The 19,850-nt window shown below is 70.7% G+C and carries 14 protein-coding genes; 4 read left to right on the top strand and 10 right to left on the bottom strand.

Annotated elements, in window-relative coordinates; genetic code table 11:
- Positions 1-77 precede the first annotated feature (77 nt).
- From VFZ09_RS13300 to VFZ09_RS13270, 7 genes are all read right to left on the bottom strand, one after another.
- Entirely contained in the window at positions 78-1,682 is a 1,605-nt protein-coding gene (locus tag VFZ09_RS13300) for a PE-PGRS family protein (protein ID WP_329727920.1), read from the bottom strand.
- 8 nt (positions 1,683-1,690) lie between these two features.
- Complete coding sequence (locus VFZ09_RS13295; RefSeq protein WP_329727919.1) at positions 1,691-2,599, bottom strand: hypothetical protein; 909 nt, start codon at positions 2,597-2,599, stop codon at positions 1,691-1,693.
- Between the two features lie 96 nt (positions 2,600-2,695).
- A complete protein-coding gene (locus tag VFZ09_RS13290) occupies positions 2,696-4,531 on the bottom strand; it encodes a CpaF family protein (RefSeq protein ID WP_329727918.1) in 1,836 nt (611 codons plus the stop codon).
- 153 nt (positions 4,532-4,684) lie between these two features.
- On the bottom strand, positions 4,685-5,410 hold the full coding sequence (locus tag VFZ09_RS13285; RefSeq protein ID WP_329727917.1) for an immunity 52 family protein: 726 nt from the start codon (positions 5,408-5,410) through the stop codon (positions 4,685-4,687).
- Positions 5,411-5,422: 12 nt separating this feature from the next.
- A complete protein-coding gene (locus tag VFZ09_RS13280; protein ID WP_329727916.1) occupies positions 5,423-7,186 on the bottom strand; it encodes a Tox-REase-5 domain-containing protein in 1,764 nt (587 codons plus the stop codon).
- Positions 7,187-7,682: 496 nt separating this feature from the next.
- On the bottom strand, positions 7,683-7,820 hold the full coding sequence (locus VFZ09_RS13275; protein ID WP_329727915.1) for a hypothetical protein: 138 nt from the start codon (positions 7,818-7,820) through the stop codon (positions 7,683-7,685).
- A 226-nt stretch (positions 7,821-8,046) separates the two neighbouring features.
- Positions 8,047-10,167 (bottom strand): recombinase family protein, encoded by a 2,121-nt coding sequence (locus VFZ09_RS13270; protein WP_329727914.1) that lies wholly within the window; start codon positions 10,165-10,167, stop codon positions 8,047-8,049.
- Between the two features lie 492 nt (positions 10,168-10,659).
- Between VFZ09_RS13270 and VFZ09_RS13265 the strand changes: the two genes are divergently transcribed.
- Both VFZ09_RS13265 and VFZ09_RS13260 read left to right on the top strand, forming a co-directional pair.
- Positions 10,660-12,285: a serine/threonine protein kinase gene (locus VFZ09_RS13265; protein ID WP_329727913.1), complete on the top strand. Its 1,626-nt coding sequence runs from the start codon at positions 10,660-10,662 to the stop codon at positions 12,283-12,285.
- Between the two features lie 66 nt (positions 12,286-12,351).
- Positions 12,352-13,278, top strand: a complete 927-nt coding sequence (locus tag VFZ09_RS13260) for a DUF2381 family protein (protein WP_329727912.1) — start codon at positions 12,352-12,354, stop codon at positions 13,276-13,278.
- 90 nt (positions 13,279-13,368) lie between these two features.
- Here VFZ09_RS13260 and VFZ09_RS13255 read toward each other — a convergent pair whose 3' ends face one another.
- The 3 genes from VFZ09_RS13255 to VFZ09_RS13245 form a co-directional block, all read right to left on the bottom strand.
- Positions 13,369-14,094: an immunity 52 family protein gene (locus tag VFZ09_RS13255; protein ID WP_329727911.1), complete on the bottom strand. Its 726-nt coding sequence runs from the start codon at positions 14,092-14,094 to the stop codon at positions 13,369-13,371.
- A gap of 107 nt (positions 14,095-14,201) precedes the next feature.
- A complete protein-coding gene (locus tag VFZ09_RS13250; protein ID WP_329727910.1) occupies positions 14,202-14,831 on the bottom strand; it encodes a hypothetical protein in 630 nt (209 codons plus the stop codon).
- A gap of 147 nt (positions 14,832-14,978) precedes the next feature.
- Positions 14,979-17,174 carry a DUF4132 domain-containing protein gene (locus VFZ09_RS13245; RefSeq protein WP_329727909.1) on the bottom strand — a complete coding sequence of 732 codons (2,196 nt, stop codon included), beginning with the start codon at positions 17,172-17,174 and terminating at the stop codon, positions 14,979-14,981.
- 155 nt (positions 17,175-17,329) lie between these two features.
- On the opposite strand from VFZ09_RS13245, the gene VFZ09_RS13240 reads away from it, so the two are divergent.
- Positions 17,330-18,004 (top strand): uracil-DNA glycosylase, encoded by a 675-nt coding sequence (locus VFZ09_RS13240; RefSeq protein WP_329727933.1) that lies wholly within the window; start codon positions 17,330-17,332, stop codon positions 18,002-18,004.
- Between the two features lie 84 nt (positions 18,005-18,088).
- The gene (locus VFZ09_RS13235; RefSeq protein ID WP_329727908.1) at positions 18,089-19,759 is read left to right on the top strand and encodes a type VI secretion system contractile sheath domain-containing protein; all 1,671 of its coding nucleotides are present in this window, start codon (positions 18,089-18,091) and stop codon (positions 19,757-19,759) included.
- The last annotated feature ends 91 nt before the right edge of the window (positions 19,760-19,850 follow it).

Here is a 19,850-nt window from a genome sequence, read left to right as displayed (position 1 = left end):
GCCCCAGGGTAGCAGACCGGGAGCGGATTCCCACAAGCGGGCGAGCGGGCGGGGGGGACCCGCCTGGCCGTCTCCCGTCAGGGAGACACGGTGCACTGGTGGTAATTGGTCAACAGGCCCCTGTTGCCCGCGGGGCCAGGGCCGGCTCCCGGCGTGCCCGGATCCTCCAGGCTGAAGGTCATGCCCTTCTGGGTGATGGAGGAGGTCTCGAGGGCATCACACCAGATGCCCACGGACGGGCCCCCGGCGCCATTGCCGCCGTGGCCGCCCGGGCCTCCATCTCCGCCCTTGCCGCCCTTGCCGCCGTCGCCACCGGTGGCGCGGTAATCGGTGGGGCCCGAGGCGTACTGGCTGAACTGGCCCTTGCCTCCCGCGCCGCCAGCGCCTCCCGCGCCGCCAGCGCCTCCCGTCCCGCCAGCGCCTCCCTTTCCACCACCGCCCGTCTTCAACGTGCAGGACTGCATCTCCACGTGTCCGCGCATGAGCAGCATGGCGATGGACGCCCCACCCCCCTGGCCTCCCTTCGCGCCCAGGCCCGGGCAGCCACCCGCACCGCCACCCCCACCGCCGCCGCCCTTGGACCGGACGCTCGCCGGCGCCTCGCAGTAGCCTCCACCGCCCCCGCCCCCGCCCGCCTTTCCGAAGGCTCCCGGCTCGCCGTCCGTGCCGGACCTCGCCACCCAGGTGGTCCCCTCCAGCACCCCCTTCTCATCGCCCGGGTTGCCGTCCTTGCCGCGGCCGCCCGCCTCACCCGGCTGGCCCACCCCTCCTGCCTCCCCATCGCACACGCACACGGCCGTGCTGCAGGCGGTGTCGAGCTTGTTCGTTCCGGCGGTGCCGCCACCGGTGGTGTAGGGCTCTCCCGCCGTTCCCACTCCAGGCGGAGTGAGGTAGGCGGTGCCTCCCTGTCCACCCGGGCCCCCCGCGTAGGAGCCCGCGCCACAGCTGCTCGCTCCCCGGGGGCCCCCCGAGGGCGTCCCGGCGGTTCCGTCCAGTCCCACGCCTCCATCCGCGCCCACCTGGGTCGTGGGTCCGGGAGAGTCACCGTCCCGGCCCGGCGCGCCCTTCCCGGACGCTACGTCCACATGGCTCAGGCGCACGCCGTTCGAGTCCAGCACCCGCAGGCCGATGGACGGCGTCCCGGGCACGGAGCTGTTGGCGGAACGGATGTACACCCACTCGATGTCGACGCCCGCGTCCATCAGCCCGCTCACCGTGAAGCCGGTGGGGGTGCTGCCTCCAATCTGGGTGATGTTCTCCTTGTCGCGCTTCCAGTTGCCCGCCTTGCCGGCGTAGCCGCCGTAGATGGACACGGCCCGCTCCATGCGCAGATCCGCTTCGTCGTAGGTGCCCCGCGCCAGATAGATGGCCTTGCCCCGGTCGGCGGCGAGATTCAGGGCGACGGAGAGCCGCTTGACCGGTGCGTCCTTGGTGCCGTCGTTGGAGTCCTGGCCGGTGGGGTCCACGAAGATGGCGTCGCCGGGCGTGCCGTCGATGCCGTCGCAGTTGGCGTCGTAGAAGAGATCATCCGGGACATCCACCGCGGAGGGATCGCAGGTGCTGGGCACGCACTGGCCGAGGTTCTTGCATTCCTCGAAGGCCCCCTCGAAGTCGTAGCAACCGGTAGCGGCCAGCAGCGCCAGCGCGAGCCCCGCGGCGAATGGCTTCTTCGTCTCGAGCATGTCAGTCCTCACGGGAGTGTTCCGGCCACGCCCACCATACCGCCGCCGTTGCCCACGGAGGCGGTGGGGCGCACCAGTGAAGGCTTGCCCTCGTCCTTGCCAGACAGCAGGTAGATGAGCCCCGTCGTCACCACGCCGGCCGCGCCCACCGCGAAGGCGCCCCGGCTCAGCCACTGCGCACGCGCGCCCGAGTCCCGCAGCCGCTCGCCATCCAGGGGGTCGGTGAACTGCCGCGCCTTGAGGGCGTTGTAGTCCTGGGTCGCCTGCACGAAGAAGAACGTGCCCGCGCCCAGCAGCACCGCGCCACCGGCGGCCGGCAGCCACCCCCAGCCCGGCGCGCCCGAGCGCGACACCGTCAGCTCGGGCTTCACCGGCACCGGCTGCACGGGCGTGGACGTGATGGGCTGCACTGGCGCCTCGACGACGGGCTCCAGCGAGGGGCGCAGCGCGCGGCGCACCGGCGGCACCACCTTCTCGCTGGCCTGGGTGAGCGCGTCCAGCAGTTGATCCTCGCGCACGCCCGGCACGTAGTGCTCGGAGAGCTGCTCGCCGTCGCGCGTGGCGTAGGCCTTCAGGCCCACCCGGTAGCCGCTGAGGAACTGCACCAGCTCGGCGATCACCACCGCGTCGGCCTGGGCGGCCTCGCCCAGCGTAATCCGGCAGGCGGCCTCCAGACGGTTGCACCCGAGCACCGTCTTGCGCTGGGCGGGCGGCAGGCGCTGGGACAGCTCCGAGGCGCGCACCACCTGCAGCCCCTGCGTCTTGAGCTGCTCGTACACATGCTCCTGGGCGAAGGAGACGATGTGGGAAGGGACCCCCGCGGCCTCCGGCGGGGCGATCAGCACGGTGAGCGGAGCCTCGGAGGTCGCGGGCGCCTGGCCGAGCACGACGAGCGTGGCGAGGAGTGAAAGGAACACGATGGTGTCACTTTCCCCCCATGTCGCGCCCATCGCAAGGTCACGCACTCCAAGTAGCGCCGGGTGCGTGACGCGGGTGTGCCCAGGCGAGCGGCCTCAGCGGCGCGGTTTCTCGGGCATGGGCTTGATGTGCGTCTTCTCCGAGTTGTCCAGCTCGCGCGGTGCGTCATCGTCCTCCAGGTCGCTGGAGGGGACGGGCGGAGGAGGCCGAGCGGGAGCGGGAGGCGCGGGCCGGCGGGGAGGCGACGCCACGGCGGGGCGGGAGCCGATAGCCGGAGTGGGACGCGCGGGAGTCGCGGCGGGGCGGGGGGCCGGACGCGGCGGGGGGATGCCCCGGCCCTGGGTGGCGTCGAGGTCCTCGGCCAGGAGGTCCGCGGCCACCTGCACGCTGGGCTCGTCCGGGGGCGCGCCGAACCCATCATCCGCCTCGGAGGCGAAGGGGTTGCGCGTGGGCGGCGGCGTCTTGTCGTCGTCGTGCTCCGGGACGGGCGGGGCGGGCCGGTTCGCGGGCAGGTTGGGCCTCAGGGCGGGGCCGGTGCGCGCGGCGGGCGTCTCGGCCGTCCGCCGGGCGGGAGCCGGAGCGGGCGGCTCGGGGGCGCGGGGAGCCGCCATGGGGAGGTTGGCGGGCACCTGCACCTGCACGGGCGGCGAGGCGGGCGCCGCGGGCTTGCCGCCCTGGGCCTCGTGGGCCTCGTCCTTCAGGCGCTGCTCGAAGGCCTGCCACTCCTTCTTGTAGCTCGCCGGGTCCGGCTCACCGCGCTCGCGGTGCTTGAGCGAGGGAGCCCAGCGCACGCTGTAGCTCTCCCCGGCGTGGAAGGAGGGCGGGGGCGGCACGCCGTAGGTGGCCGGGTCGAAGAAGGACTCGTCCAGGTCCGTGAAGCCGTAGGCGCGCGCCCGGGCGACGAAGTGGGGGATGATGCCGGTGGGCGCGTGGTAGCCGAGGATGTGGCCCTCCTCGTCCTTCGTCACCGGGGTGAAGACGAAGATGTCCTGGGTGCGGTACTCGCCCTTCTCGTTGAGGGGGAGCACCTCGGAGAGGGCAATCGTCTTGCGGCTGCCGTCGTGGAGGCGCTCGCAGCAGATGACGAAGTTGATGGCGCTGGCCACCTGGGCGCGGATGGCCACCATGGGCAGGTCGATGCCGGACATGAGGCAGAGCGACTCGATGCGGCGCAGCGTGTCCGTGGGCGTGTTGGCGTGGGTGGTGGCCAGCGAGCCGCCGTGGCCGGTGTTCATCGCCTGCACGAGGTAGAAGGCCTCGCCGCCGCGCACCTCGCCCACCACGATGCGGTCGGGGCGCAGACGCAGGGCCGAGTTGAGCAGGTCTCCCATGTCCACGCCGCCCTTGCCGAACTTGTCCGGGGGCCGGCTCTCGAAGGGCACCAGGTGGGACTGGTTGAGCTGGAGCTCGGCCGAGTCCTCGATGGTGAGGATGCGCTCCTCGTCGGGGATGAGGGAGGAGACGATGTTGAGCAGCGTCGTCTTGCCCGAGCCGGTACCGCCGGACACCAGCATGTTGAGCTTGGTGTGGATGCCCGCGTCGATGAGCCGCGCCATCTGCGGCGTCATGGACTTGAATTTGATCAAGGACTCGATGGTGAGCTTGTCCTTGAAGAACTTGCGGATGGAGATGGTGGTGCCCTTGCGGGCGATGGGCGGGATGACGACGTGGATGCGGCTGCCGTCGGGCAGGCGGGCGTCGAGGCGCGGGCGCTCGTCATTGAGGAGGCGGCCGACGAACTGCGCCATGTTGCGCGCGGCGCCGATGAGGCCTTCCTCGGTGAAGGTGGCATCGGTCTTGGAGACCTTGCCCTTGCGTTCGATCCAGACGTCGGTGGGCCCGTTGATCATGATCTCCGAGACCGTGGGGTCGTCGAGATAGGGGAGGACGGGCTTGAGGAAGGCGCGGAGCGACTCGGAGTACATCGACATGGCGCCCCCGAGGCTAGCCCGAGACCGGCCGAGTCCCAAGCGCAGGGCCTGCCTACCGGCATGGAGGCCAGGCGGGCGGGTCCAGTGGGTTCCACGGGGGCTACGGGTCCGCCGTGCCCCTGCCGGTGCCTGGCAACGCGCGTGGGAGTTGTCTCAATGGGCCGGCCGTCTGGACACGAGCGGCCCGAGCATGCCCTTCGCGAGCAGCACCTCATGGACATGTCGGCCCAGGGCGAGGTGCTCGGGATTGGAGGCGGTGAGGCGCTCGGGAGTGAGCAGGACGAGCGTGCCTTTGTCCTCCACGGGCTGCACCCGCACCGGCTCCGGCAGGGGCGGCACCTCCCCCCGGTCACGAGAGAAGTACGTCCACCAACCCACGAAGGTGTCCACATTGTCTTGCGGCCACAGGCTGTCCCGGAAATCGTCGGAGGTGATGACCCCCCAATCCGGCTCCCACGCCAGCACCATGGCGCGCAGCACTCCGGCGAGTGCGTCCACCTGGAGGACGCGCTCCCTCTCCGGCTCCTCCTTCGGCAGGTAGAGGAGGCAGTTGTTTGGAACGAACTCGGCCGCGGAGCCACAGCGCATGGTGGCCAGCCCCCCATGTCCCTCCTCGTGCCCCGTCCACACCCAGAGGATGAAGCCATCCCTGCCCTCCTGGTAGGTCCTCCTCTTGAAGAAACGCAGGAAGGTATCAGCGGTGGGCTCGAACTGGAGTTGGAGCGCCTTCTTGCGCGAGTCGGCCTGCTCGAACCAACGGGTGTAGATGGGATCGCATTGGGACAGCAGGTGGAAGAACGCCTCCGCCCGCCGAGCACACTCCTCGGCGGAATCCTTGCGGCCCCCCCAGTAGATGCCCGCGTAGTAGGTCTCTCTCATGTGCGCTTCGCCTCAGGGCGGTGGGGTGAACAACACCTCAATACCCGTGATTTTTTCCTTCTGGAACAGCTTCTGGAGGATGGGGACCATGCGGGGCTCCGCCACGTGCCAGCGGATGGGAATGCCATTGGCCACCCGCAGTTGTCGCGCGGCCTGCCTGACGAGCCTCTTGGCGCCTTTGAAATATCCCTTGGGCTCGAGCTCCGCGTCGAAGTGCTTGTCGTAGCCCAGGCCCTTGGTCTCCTGTAGCAGGCGCTGCTTCAGGTCGAAGCCGTCGAAGTCGGCCTTCTCGCCATTGCGCCACACGCGGTACACCCAGCCCGCGGGCGCCTTCGTCACCTTGTACTGGAAGGCGCGCGAGCGCGGCGACATCCGCTCGTTCTTGGGCACCCACTGCCCCGGCCCGCCCACCGGCGGAACCCAGCCGCCACCTCCGCCCGAGCCCACCTTGGCCAGGTGCAGGCCCCAGGCGACGCTCAGCCCCTGGCCCGCCACCGCTACGGCCCGTCCGGGCACCGCCACCAGCCGCAGCACCAGTTCGCCCTTCTTCGTCAGCGTCAGCAGGGGCACCGACAGCCGGCCGAGCTTTTCGCCCCACGTCACCGCCTTCACCGCCCCCGCCCCCGAGGTACCCACCGTCAGCAGCGCGTTGGCCAGCAGCCGCGACACCGTCCGCACCCGCTCGCCCCGGGGCTTCTGGCGGAAGGCCTCCCAATACTCGGGCGCGTTCTGGAAGAGCACGCGCACCGCTCCCGGCAGTCGCGTCAGGCCCTCCAGGCTCTCGCCGGGGTGGAAGACGAGCCGGCTCAAGCCCTCCAGGGTGTCCCCCAGCGCCAGCCCCGCGCCCTCCAGCGCGGGTAGCACCACGCCGTCATCCGGCACGTAGGGGCCCAGGGGCTTCGCGCCTCGGGGCACCTCCAGCCCCGTATCCACCGGCCACAGCTGCTCGTCCTCCACCGCGTAGAAGGGCCCCACCTCGTAGCGGCCCGCGCGCAGCGTGCCGTCCTCGGCCAGCCGCACCTCGCCGGCCCGCTGTACCGCCTCGCCCGTCACCGCCCGTACCAGGTAGCCGTCCGGCCTCACCACCCGCAGCCGGTGGAAGCGGTCCATGCGTGCGTGCAACTCCTCACGCGTCACCGGCCTCTCGCCCGTGGCCACCTCCAGCAGCAGGTGCGCCGCCATGCGCTGGCGGGGGAATTCCAAAAGCTTCGCCTCCGCCTCCAGCAGGTGCGCCAACAGTTGCACCGCCTGTTGGGGCGACAGGGTGCTGCCGTCTTCCGGCAACACCTCGGGGGACACGCCCACCTGCACCAGCAGGCCCTGGAAATGGTCCACGCTGAAGGGCACCGGCCAGGGGCGCCCCTCCCCCACGCCATCCCTCCAGCCCACGAGGCCCTCGCCTCCGTCCTCCAGCGGCTCGTCCTCCTCCTGCGCCCGGTGGCGCCCCCGCGAGCCGGACGCGTCCCCGGGTACGTCCGCCGTCATGACCGGGGCACCGGGCTCCTCTTCATCGACGTCGTCCTCCGGCTCGTCGTCCTCGTCGAGCGCAGGGGCATCCCCGGACAGCACGGCCGTCCCCGCGGAGTCCACGGGCCCGGGCGGATGCGCCTGGGTGGAGAGGACCGGCGTCAGGCGGTGAGCGCGAGGGCCGAGGAGCAGTCCGGGCAGGGGCGCGCGTGTGGCGCAACCGCCCAGCACCAGCAGCCCCAGTGTCAGCACCACGCAGTGGACGAGCCTCTGCCGGGCATGAAACCAGGGCGATGAAGGCGTGCGCATGGAAGGCCTCCGGGCAAGAACCGCTCTCCAGGTGTACGCGCCCAGGCTGACCTTCCCGGCGAAGCCTCTGACCCGTGACAGCCCGCTGCGCGCATCCGCGGATTGGGGGCGGGGAGACGGGCCCTTTGCTCGGCACGGGTAGACGCCTCCCCCCGGGGCACTGGTAGACGTCTACCACTCCAGAAACACACCAGCACACACGAAACCACACCACTGGTAGACGTCTACCAGTCAAGCCCACCCAGGTGGCATTCCCGGGTGCTCCAGCACGGGCCTGTCCACCGCGTGGACGGGCGCGAGCGGCGCCGGACAATGACTGGCCCCTTGTGTATCCGCACGCCTTGAGCCGTCCTGTAGGCTGGCCCACCTCGGAGGTGATGTGCATGAGCGAGGCGGGCACGCGGAGCGGTGGGCAGGAGCAGCGGCCAGGAGGGGTGGAGCCCCTGGAGGAGGAGGCCTCCCCCTGGCGCCCCCGGCCGGGCCTGGTGGTGGCCGGCTACACGCTGGAGGCGCGCCTGGGCACCGGCGGCCAGGGCACCGTGTTCCGCGCCTCGCGCGAGGGCGTGCTGTACGCGGTGAAGTTCCTCTTCCTGCCGCGCACGGCGCGCTGGGCCTGGCGCGAGCGCGACGTCATGCTCAAGCTCAGCAGCGCGGGCGGCCTGCCCCTGGTGGACGAGGGCGTGTGGCCCGCGCCCGCGCCCCTCTACCTCTTCCTCGTCATGCCCCTGGTGCGTGGGCTGCCGCTGGACGTGTGGACGCGCGTGCACAACCCCTGTGCCCTCGAGGTGGCGCGGCTCTTCGGCCAGGGCGCGCGCCAGCTGGCGGTGGTGCACGCGGCCGGCGTGGTGCACCGGGACGTATCACGCATAATGCACCCCATGGTGCGAATGGGGTTGAGAATCCATGGAGCCGATTGCTCCGAGCCCTTGAGCCTTGGCGGCATTGAGCCTCTTGAGCGCTTTGCGGTCGAGCTTGAACCAGCAGACGTGCCCGCGACCACCGCCCTCCACGGGTTCGAGCCATCCTCTCTTCATCCAATAGCGGACGATGGCCTCGGAAACATTGAAACGTTCGGCTACGCCGCGCACGGAATAGAGCCCATCTGCCCGGCGAGCAGGCTGTTGTCCGGTCCCCACAGACATGGGCAGGTGGCGTAGGCCCTTGCGGCTACGCACCCGAGCTACTGTCCTCTTGTTCCAGGGGATGTTGGCGCCCGAGCGCAAGCCGAGTTGGTTGAGCTCCGCCACTATCTGCGCATCCGTCTTCTTCTGCTTGAACAAGCGGCTGATGAGCTCAATGGCCTCGGGCGGATTCTTCCGCGTATGAAATCCCGTGCGGCGCGGCACGGTGAAGTCACTGACAGCCCCCGTCACCCACACCACCTGGACGCGAGTCATTCCCTTCGGCATTTCGGTCGGGCTGAGCGCTACCTTCTGCACCAGGATGCGTAAGAGATTCTTGCGCTCCGCGTTCGTCGTGCTCGGGGCGTCCCAGACACGCGGCAGGTCCTTGGACAGTGCGAGAATGCGCCTTCTATCCTCCTCGGTCAGCTCCAGCTTCTGGCGGCGCAGCACCTGCTGGTACTCGCTCTCCAGCTCCTGCAGCTCGCGCAGCTTGTCGTTCCACTCGGTTTCGAGCGTGCGGGCCACTACCCGATTGTCCGGGTCCACGGCCTTGTAGCGGCGCTCAGCGAGCTGCGCCTCGTAACGCGTCCGTTCCAGCCGCAGCTTCCACTGCTGATGGAGCTGCTGGGCCTGGCGCTCCACTTCGCGCGCCACAGCCAGTCCGAGCTCCACTTCTGGAGGTTGCACGGCCTCCAGGAACAACCGGGCGACTGCTTCATCAATGCCCCGGGCTGCCACCATCCAACACAGCTGCTTGCCTTCCACCAGCACGGAGGCACTTCGGCATTCGTAATAGGGGCGGTGCAGGGTGCCGCGGTAGCTGATGCTCATGCGGTGGCCGCACCGTCCACACAACACCAGGCCTTGCAACAACGCCGCTCCTTCTCGAGCGGCGCCGTGCTGATGCGGCAGGTGCTTCGTCCGATTGCCCTGGAGCTTCTCCTGGTTGGCCATGAACTCCTCCCAGCTGATGTAGGCCGGGTGGTGGTCGCGCAGACATACCTTCCAGTCCTGGCGCGGCAGGAACGTGGTGTGCCGTTGCTTCAATTCCCCTTGCACCAACGCCATCCGGACTTCCTTGCGGCCATAGACATAGGCGCCTGCGTACAAGGGGTTGTGGAGCATGTCGAGCACGCCCTTGTGACGCGGGGGTCCCCAATGCAGTTGCCTTCCTCGGAGTTGGTGCATCGGTAGTTTCAATCCATGCTGGGCAAAGTACCGCACGACCGCGTAGGCACTGCCGTCGAGGCGGAAGCGCTCGAAGACCAGCCGCACCGCACGTTGCACTTGCTCGTCCGGGTCCAGGCGTAGCTTGTGCGTCGCTTCGTCCCATTGGTAACCGACAGGAGGAACGAGGAAGAGCTCGCCGCGCCGGGCCTTGGACAGCTTTCCACCCTGTAGCCGCAGTCGCATCCAGTATTGCTCGGCCTCGCTCATGGTGCCCTTGAGCCCCAGCAGGAGCCGGTCGTTGTAGTCTCGTGGGGTGTAGACGGCCTGCTCATCCGCGATGAGAACGTCGGCCAGGGCGCACAAGTCCAACAAGTGCTGCCAGTCCGCGGAGGAACGCGCCAGCCGGGAGACCTTGAGCGCAAAGATGACACCGACGCGTCCGTGGGCGACGTCCTCGGCCAGCCGCTGGAAACCAGCGCGCCAGGCCGTCCCAGCGCCGCTTTGCCCCAGGTCCTCATCAAGGACGTCGATGCGCTCGGCCGGCCAGCCAAGCTCCTGCGCACGCTGTCTCAAGGCATACTGGCGAGCCGTGGACTCACGATGCTCGTGGACCTGCTTGAGCGTGGACTGTCGCAGATAGACGATGGCTCGGCGTTCGAGGTGGGTCGCCTGTATCTTGTCGCTCATGGTCCTCCTCCACGCCGCCGGCCTCGACGCGCAGCACCTTGTGCAGCAGGCTGGCCCACGCTCCCAGCAATGCGCCCCTTGCCGTCGCGGGCAGGTGCGGCCAGGGCAGGTCGGCTTTGGGCAACTGCGGCGCTGGCATGAGTGAACCTAGGCTCCCCCTCCGGTTCGAGAGGAGCCTCCACAGCGGGGGACTTGCCTGGCGCTATGCTGACTGCGCGGGCAAGTTCCAGGAGGGCGCTGGCACTCAGTCGGACCTGCCGGCCACCACGAGCCGGAACTACCATGGGAATGGAGCGATCCGTCCATTCAACTGGCAGCCGAATGAGCCCTCCATTGGGATGCTCCGCATCAATGTACTGCCGCCCATTCTGGCTACGGACAGTGCGCACCACCGTCAGGCGCATGCCTCGTAATGGGTGCACTGGGAAGATGATGCTCACACATTCTGAACTCGCTGCACCTTGGGGTGCAGTTTGAGACCTACGTCGGGACGTGAAAGGGGCGAACCTGCTGGTGCATGGCGAGGGGCAGGTGGTGCTGGTGGACTTCGGCGTGGCCACCTACGAGGGCGCCCCCAGGTTGACGGGAGCCTTCCCCCCGGGCACCTGGTCCTATCTCAGCCCCCGGGTGTGGCGCGCCTGGCGCGGCCTGGAGGACTCGCGGGCCTGTCCGGGCGACGACGTGTGGGCGCTGGGTGTGGAGCTCTACCTCGCGCTCACCGGCGGGCTGCCGTTCCAGGGCCGCGAGGGCGAGCTGGTGCATGCCGTCCTGCACGAGGAGCCGCCGGTGCCGCACGCATGCAACCCCCGGGTGCCGCGGGCGCTGGGCGAGGTGTGCTGGCGCATGCTGCGCAAGGTGCCCGAGGAGCGCTACCCGGACGCGCTCGCGGTGGAGGCGGCGCTCGCGCAAGCGATGAAGGAGGCGGACGACACGTGGCGGGAGCCGCTGTGCGAGGCGTGGGGGCCGCACCACGCCACCACCGTGCTCGAGCCCGGCATGTGGCAGGGAGGGGACGTGCTGGCGCTCTACGAGCGGCGGGCCTCCTACGCCCGGGTGGCGGTGCGCGGCAAACCGCGGGCACCTGACGAGGTGTCCACCCTGCTCCCGCAGGCGCCGCCCGAGGTGACACCGCAAGTGGCCGTGCCCCCGATGTCGGCGCAAGAAGCCATGCCGCTCGCCGGGCCCGAGGTGCCGCGAGCGGTGGACGAGGCCCCGGCGGTGACACCGCCGGCTCCGCGCGTCCGGGAAGCCGCGCGGCCCGCCGTCCACTCGCGCCGGGCGCTGCTGGCCGCCGGTGCGGTGCTCGTGCTGGGCCTGGGGCTGTGGCTCGCCGTGCGCCCCCCGCCCCCCGCCACCGTGCGCACCGTGTCACCGGTGGAGACACCTCGCGCCAGCCTACCCGGGGAGTTCCTTCCTATCAGCCTGGAGCCGGGTGGCCAGGAAGTGGCTTCCCCGTGGCAGCGGCCAGAAGGTGACGGCGGCGCGGCGCCCCCTGGGGCGGCAACCCCCGCGCCCGTCGCCCGTGCGACGCCCAAGGACGAGACGCGCGTGAAGACTCCAGCCAAAGCTCCCCCTCCCCCGAAGAAGACGGGCTCCCCGGCCACGCAGGTGGGCGCGGCCGTGCTCGGCTGCGCCCTGGCCACCGGCTGCCCCAGCCCCGCCACCACCGCCACCGTGCTGCCCAAGCCCCCGCTGCCCCCTCCCGCCGAGTGCCCCCCCGGTGCCGCCCAGGCCATGAAGGAACTGGAGCTCACGGACCGGTCCGAGGGCGTCGAGATTCTCGGGGCGAAAGGGCCGGAGAGCACCGTGAGGCCGGGACTGGTAACGCTGCGTCTCAATGGCCAGGACCACTGGGGCAGGCTGCCGCGCGACACCCTGTTCACCGGCCAGTTGCTCTTCGGCGAGCGGGTGCAGGCGCGCCTCACCCAGGCATACACCCCCGAGGGCCAGGCCTATCCGGTGTGCCTGGAGGTGCATTCCAACACCCGGTGGGGCTGGGCGAGGGAAGAGGGCAGTGGCCAGGACACCGCCGTCGTCCGCAGCGGGGGGGCTCTGCGTCCGGTGAAACGCTTCGGCGAGGCGTCGCGGTATAACCAGCCGCCGCCGCGTTTCGACTGACGGGAGGAACAGGAGGGGCCGACTTCCGAGGCCCTGCTAGTGTGGGCCACTCTGGAGGTCACCCCCATGTCCACGCTGCTCGCCGCTCCCTTGCTGCTCGCTCTCCTCGTGTCCACGTCGGCCTCGCCCCACGGGGAGGAATGGGACACGCCGGGCGCACGCCACGTGGAGCTGACGGCGGAGAACGCCGACGTACAGCACCCGGTACGCATCCGCCCCCATGAGTCCACCACGCTGGTGTTCGACACGCCGCTGCAACCCGGTGGCGTGCAGGTGGAGGGCGGGCAGGGGGTGAAGGTGGCGGTGAACGAGGCCGAGGGCATGGTGACACTGCTGCCCACGCAGGCGCCGTCGGCGGACAGGCCGCCGCGGGTGACGGTGCGCTTCGCGGACGGGCAGGTGCCCGGCGGCGTCACCTTCCGGCTGGTGGAGGACGCGTCGCGGGCCGAGCACCAGGTGCGGGTGTACCGCTCGTCCCGCTCGGGGGAGTCGTTGCACCCGGAGTCCCGGCAGCAGCGCGAGCGCGCCGAGCGGTGCGAGGCCGCGCTGACGCTGGAGCGTGCCCTCCCTCGGGGGCCGTGTTCCGGAAGTCTCCAGGGACTGCTGGAGGCCGGACTGGTGGGGGCGGGGGACGGCATCCTGGCGCGCGACATCAAGAGCGACCTCACCCCACGTCCCGGAGCGCCCCTGGAGGTGTGGGATGCCTGGAGCTACCACGCCGAAGCACCGAAGCAGGTGGCGGTGGAGCTAAAGGTGAAGAACACGAGTGCCCTGGCCTGGACGACGGAGGGGGCGGAACTCGTCAGCACGGAAGGCGTCCGGTTGCGGGTGACGCGGGTGTGGCAATCCGGGCCCCTGTTGCCGGGAGGGCAGGTGCGGCTCGTGGTGGAAGCGGAGGCGCCGGTGGAGCACCTCCAGGGCACGTTCCTCTTGAAGCTGGGCGAGGCGGGCGGAGCGCGCACCTTCACCGTGAGCGGCGTGCGCTTTCCCTGAGTGTCTGCTTCCCGCCCATCCTGACCCCGGGCGGTGACCACGGGCCCGCCGTGCCCCTGCCGGTGTCTGGCGGCGAGCGTGGAAGCCGTCTCAGGGGGCGGGCCGTCTGGAAACGACCGGCTCCAGCAGGCCTTTGGCGCTCAGCACCTCCTGGACGCGCCGGCCCAGGGCGAGGTGCTCGGGATTGGAGGCGGTGAGGCGCTCGGGAGTGAGCAGGACGAGCGTGCCCCTGTCCTCCACGGGTTGCACCCGCACCGGCTCCGGCAGGGGCGGTAGCCCCCCCCGGCGGCTGGACACGTAGGTCCACCAACCCACGAAGGTGCCGGCAATGCCCTGCTGCGACAAGCTGTCCCGGAAAGCACCGGAGGTGACGACCCCCCAGTCCGGCTCCCACGCCAGCACCATGGCGCGCAGCACCCCGGCGAGCACGTCCGCCTGGAGGACGCGCTCCTTCTCCGGCTCCTCCTTCGGCAGGTAGAGGAAGCAGCTGTTTGAAACGAATTCGGCCGCGGAGCCGCAGCACAGGGTGACCTGCCCCCCGTGTCCCTCCTCGTGCCCCGTCCAGAACCCGAGCACGAAGCCATCCCTGCCCTCCTGGTACGTCTTCCTCTTGAAGAAGCGCAGGAAGGTGTCGGCGGTGGGCTCGAACTGGAGTTGGAGCGCCTTCTTGCGCGAGTCAGCCTTCTCGAACCAGCGGGTGTAGATGGGGTCGCAACGCGACAGCAGGTGGAAGAACGCCTCCGCGCGCCGGGCACACTCCTCGGCGGAATCCTTGCGGCCCCCCCAGTAGATGCCCGCGTAGTAGGTCTCTCTCATGTGCGCTTCGCCTCAGGGCGGAGGAGTGAGCACCAACTCAATACCCTTGATGCCTTTCTTCTGGAACAGCTTCTCGAAATCGAGAAACCGGTATGGCGGCGCCGCTCCTACTCCTCTTCCTCCGCGTCCAGAAGGCACCGCTTCTCCATGTCACGGCATTGCGGCTCGCCGAGGAGATTGTTCGGCGCGATGTTCAACCCCTCGATCCACGCGACGAAGCGGTCGACGACTTCTGGGTCGCCAATCCGCAAGTGCTTCTGTCCAGCCTTGATGATCTTGTGGAGATCCTCCGGCAACTCGATCGGCTTGTCTCCGAAGTAGAAGAAGTGCGTCGAGAGGAGCGCATACTTGCCGCTCAGGTCGCGCTCGCGGTTGCGCTCATCGTGGACGCTCTTGCGTATGACGTACGGGTAAACGGTGAAGTCGTAGATGGAATCACCGAGTCGGCGGCGATAGTCAGCGTTGCCCCAGTCTGGGATCTTCTCGGGGAGTTTCTGCCGCGTCCGCGCATTGTACGCCTGCATCGTGAGCTTCTCGGTCACACGCATCGCGTAGACGACCTTTGTGGCGACGTCGCCGATCGGCGATCGGTGTGAACCAGTGCCCACGATCCAGTCGCCAACCTGCGCGACTCGACGAATGTCAGGCTTACAAATGACGAGCGTGCACACGCCCCAGAATGGGTTTGGCGCCGCGCCATCGTCGATCGGGATGCAGTAGCTGAAGAGGTAGGCCACCCTGCTGCTCTCCGTGCTGGATGGCAGATGATACACGCAAGCTGTGCTCCCCCAAGAGAAGGAGGAGGTGTTACGAGCACGATGGATGAGGAAGAAGTGGGCCCGGGTAAGCGGGCCGCATGGGGAGGGACGACACGCCCCGCGGGCTCAGGGCGTATCCGCCTGGAGCGCCAGCGAGCGCATCACGTCGAGCAGACACGCGCACAGCACCGGCGGCAGCTCCCCGAGCGTGGGCTGGCCCTCCTGTGCGATGCCGTGGCGCTGCCGGTACCGCGGCTCGAGCGTGTACTCGAGCTGCCCCAGCTCCACCCGCTCCTCCAACTCGAAACGCCGCTGAATGGGGGAGTGGAGCACGCGGAAGGCCACCCCGTGGTTCGGCAGGGCGCGCGCGTGCTCGTGGAGCATGCCGCTGTCCCCCACCGGGGCCCTGCACCCGAGCCGCTCCAGGGTGTTCCTCAGCCGGCTGGCCCACAGGGACACGCCCTGGAAGCGGGTGATGGCCGTGGCCCCGCGCTCCGCGCCGGTGGGCCGGAGGGCCTCTCGCTCGAACTGGCGGAAGGGCTGCACGAGCCGGTAGTCCGACAGGTGCTCCCCCCACAGCGCGTGCGTGCGCGCATCCTCCAGGACCGGGTGCCAGAGGCCCACGCGCTCGGAGGGATGCAGGCGCACCTCCGCGTTCTGCGCGTCCACCAGCGTCCCGTCCTCCGCGACGCGGAACGAGCCCATCACCTCGCCGGTGGGCGTGAGCCGGGTCCAGAGCACGGCCTGGATGCCGAGCCGCAGCACCGGGTGACGCGGGAAGAGCCGTTGCCAGCGCTCCTGAGGGTAGTCGCCCTGGACGAAGAGCACCTCCTCGAGCCGCGCGAGCTGCGCCTTCAGCACCGGCTGGAGGTTCTTGCGGAGCACGTCGAAGCGCTGCTTGCCCTCCGCGTGCTTCACCGGGTCCTCGTCCTTGCGGAGGGCCGGGAAGGACTTCGTCACCCTGCCGCCCTCGTGGTGCACCTCCAGCGAGAGGTCCGCCCGCACCTTCACCTGGAGCCCGCGGGGGCCCAGGTCCACCCCCAGGCCCTCCAGCGTGAGGCCCAGGTCCGGCACCAGCTCCTCACGCAGTTGCTCGGGTGTCAGGCCACGCGCGGCCGCGGCCTCCGCCAGCCCCTCGCGTGCGTTCTGCACGAGCGACTCGGTGTACCGCCCGCCCGCGGAGGCGATGCGCTCCAGTTGCGAGAGGGCGAAGACGGTGCCCATCCTGCCGAGGGCGCGGATGGCGGTGTTGGCCTTGGGCTTCTGGTGGCGGCGCCACTCGTCAATCCGGCGGCAGAGGGTCGTCACCGCCTCGTCTCCGCCGTACTCCGCGATCAACGACAGCATCCAGGCGGCGCCCGTCTTGCCCTTCACCGCGAGCCAGCTCTCCAGCGCGTGCCGCCCGAGTACCGGGAGCGTCTGAGGGGGGAGGTGTTGTCCGAGCAGGTGCCGGAACGGGCGGGGCAGCCGCTCCTCCCCCAGCTCCCTGGCCCGCGTGAGCAGCCACCGCACCGGCAGCTCCCCGAGTGGCGCGAGCGCGGTGACGAGTGGGAGCCCGCGAAGGTCCTTCGGCACCGCGTCCGCGGCGCCCTCGGCCCGGGCGAGCTCCACCCAGGCCTCGAGCGGGAGCGTGCGCTCCGTGTCCAGGAGGGAGACGTCCTCGCCGAGCGCCTCCAGCCGGTCCAGGAGGAGGCCCCGGTCCACGGCCGTCAGCTCCGGCCGCGCGCAGAGCCGCCGGAGCACCTCCACGGCTCCGTCCACGCGCGAGCGGCAGAGCGCCTGGAGAACCGCGTGGCGGACGCGGGGGTGCGCATCCGTGGCGAGCCCCGTCTCCACCACCTGGCGCGGCGCGGCCCGGGCCAGGAACGTCTGCACGGTGCGGACGGGCTCGAGCGACTGTGTCGTCGCGAGGAGCGCGCGGACCGCGGGCACCAGGGCCGGCAGGGACTCCGCGGGCAGCGCGGCGAGCGGAGAGCTGTCGCGGAAGTACGTCGAGGTCGTCCGCGCGAGCAGCTCCGGGTGGCGAGTGAGCGCCTCCAGCGCCAGGGGGCGCAGGCGCTCACGCTCCGCGTCCGCCTCCTCCCGGGACTCCGGCACCCCGGCCATGCGCGCGGCGAGTGCCGCGTCCTCCACCCCCGTCAGGACGGCGTGGACGGCCTGGAGCCGCCCGAGCAGGGTGAGCGCCGCCACGCGCGAAACCGCTGCCTCACCCCGCAGCTGCTCGCCCAGCTGCGCCGAGGAGAGCCGGGAGGGTCCGGTGTGGTCGGGCTCGAGGGAAGGCTCGTTGGGGCTGGGAGCGGGAACGGGAGTGGAGGGGAGCATGGGGGACCTCCGCTCCTATACCAGTCGCTCCGGCCTGCCCAATGAGCCTCCGCCTGGAAAAGTCGCCAGGAACATGACATACGCCATCCGACCGCAGAAGTAGTGTAGGACGGAGGCTTCAACGGGGCTCGATACCAGGAGGCGTGATGGGCTCGATGAAGGACCGGCTGCCGAAGGACTGGAGGACGGTGCTGAAGGACGTGCTGGAGAGTCCGGAGTTCACGGAGCTGGAGGCGTTCGTCGCCGAGGAGCGGCGCGAGGAGACGGTGTACCCGTCCGAGGAGGACCTGTTCTCGGCCTTCCGGCTGACGCCCTACGAGCAGGTGAAGGTGCTGCTGCTCGGGCAGGACCCGTACCACGGACCGGGGCAGGCCCATGGGCTGGCGTTCTCGGTGCAGCCGGGAGTGAAGCCGCCGCCCTCGCTGGTGAACATCTTCAAGGAGCTGCGGAGCGATGTGGGCGCGCCGAAGCCCGGGGATGGCAACCTGGTGCCGTGGGCGGAGCAGGGCGTGCTGCTGCTCAACGCGGTGCTGACGGTCCGCCAGGGCGAGCCCAACTCCCACGCGGGGCACGGCTGGGAGCACTTCACGGACGCCGTCATCCAGAAGGTGAGCGGCAAGCCCGAGCCCGTGGTGTTCATCCTCTGGGGCAGCTACGCGCAGAAGAAGAAGGCGCTCATCGACACCTCACGGCACGTCATCCTCGAGGCGCCGCACCCCTCGCCCCTGTCGGCGAAGAAGGGCTTCTTCGGGAGCAGACCCTTCAGTAGCGCCAACGAGGCCCTGAAGAAGGCGGGGCGCGAGCCGATCCACTGGGAACTGCCGTCCTGAGGCCGAGGCGTGTCCGGGAACTGTCCCGGACCCGTTGAATCGGGCTAACCTCGGCGTCCACTCCAACCGAGGGGGGACGCCAGCATGAGCCATGAGGGTACAGCGGGTTCGCAGGTGAGGTGGTGGGTCGCGGGGGCTTTCACGCAGAGCCCCTCGGGCAGGCGCTTCCAGGTGACGCCGGACAGCTTCGCCGAGGAGCTGGCGCGCTCCGCCACCGGGCTGCGCGTGAGCGTGGCCGACCGGCTGGGCGCGGGCGAGACGCGCGCCTTCGAGCTGACCTTCCCCAAGCTGCGCTCCTTCATCGTGGCGGAGGTGGTGTCCGCCCTCCCCGAGCTGCGCGCGCTCAAGGCCCTCATGGACGGGCTGGACAAGCTGCCCGCGGAGGCGGCCGTCAAGAGCATCGAGGCGGTGGTGGGCGCCGGGCGTCTCTCCGAGTCGGTGGGCGCCGTGCTTCGCGAGAAGCAGGCTCCGGCCGCCCCAGCCCCCAAGACGGGCCACGGCGTCGGCAACGGCGTCGCCCCCCATGCGCCCGCGGCGCCCCGGCAGCCGGACCTGGTGGACGCCATCTTCGAGCGGACGGACGCGGCCCGCCCCGAGCAGGCGGCGAAGGCGGGCGTGGATGCCTTCCTGCGCGCGGTGGGGACGCGCTCGGCGCCTCCGGCGAATCCCGCCTCGGCGACGGCTCCGGCGCGCGCCCTGGTGGAGGAGGCGGTGCTGGCCACGGCCCGGGACGTGCTCGCCCATCCGCTCGTCGCGCGGCTCGAGTCGGCCTGGCGCGGCCTGAAGATGCTGGTGGACCATTGCCCCGCGTCGTCCGGCATGGCCCTGGAGGTCTTCGACGTGGAGGGGCCCTCGGCCGTGGATGGCCTGGAGAACCAGCTCCCGCTCGATCGCTTCGAGCGCCCCGATGCCCTCTTCGTGGTGGAGGCGGTGGACGACGTGGCCCTGCTCGGCAGGCTGGCCGCGCTGGGCGAGCGGGCGCAGCTCCCGGTGGTGGTGGAGGTGCCGCCCTCGCTCTTCGGCGTGACGTCGGCCGCGGAGGTGGTGACGCGGGTGGAGGAGGAGGGCGGTGGGGTGTCCGAGGCCTGGGCCGCCCTGCGTGCCGAGGAGTCCTCGCGCTGGCTGTGTGCGGCGCTGCACCGGGTGGTGGTGATGGTGGATGGGCAGGGAGCCCGGCGGCGGACGAGCTTCACCAGCGCGGCCCTGGGCGTGGCCTGCATGCTGGCGTCGAGCTTCCGCGAGACGGGGAGCTTCGCGCGGATTGTGGGGGGCCCGGGCGGGGTGCAGGCGCCCGCGGTGTGGCAGCTGCCCCCGGGGCGCGAGGGCGGGACGGCGGTGCCCACGGAGACGTTCTTCCCCGTGCGCACGCAGTCGCGGCTGGCCGAGCTGGGCGTGCTGGGACTGGGCAGCGGGAGGAACACGGACGTGCTGCAGCTCACGGCGGCGCCCATGGTGTACGGGGGCGAGCACCGCGTGCCGCTGCCGGCGCAGATCCTCACGGGCCGCATCGTGCGCTTCGCGCAGTGGGTGAGGGATCAGCTCCCGTCCGGTGCGGGGGACGCGGAGGTGTCGACGCTCTTCTCGCAGGCCGCGGACGTGTTCCTGTTCGGCGGGGCGGCGCCCGCGGGCCGGGTGCGCGGCGAGGTGGTGCCCACCGGCGAGGGCACCCGGGGCGTGCGCGTGACGGCGCTGGTGCGGCCGGAGTACGCGGGCATGCCGCTGGAGCTGGGCTTCGTGCTGCCGATGCGCGGCTGAGCCGCCGGAGGGGACGGGGGAGCGCCGGGTTCCGCCCGGCGAGGCGCACCCGCGAGCAAGCCGGCTCGCGACTGGTTAGAGTCTACCCACC

The organism is Archangium sp., from assembly GCF_036277355.1.
GTDB lineage: Bacteria > Myxococcota > Myxococcia > Myxococcales > Myxococcaceae > Archangium.
This window is presented reverse-complemented; position numbering and strand designations above follow the sequence as displayed.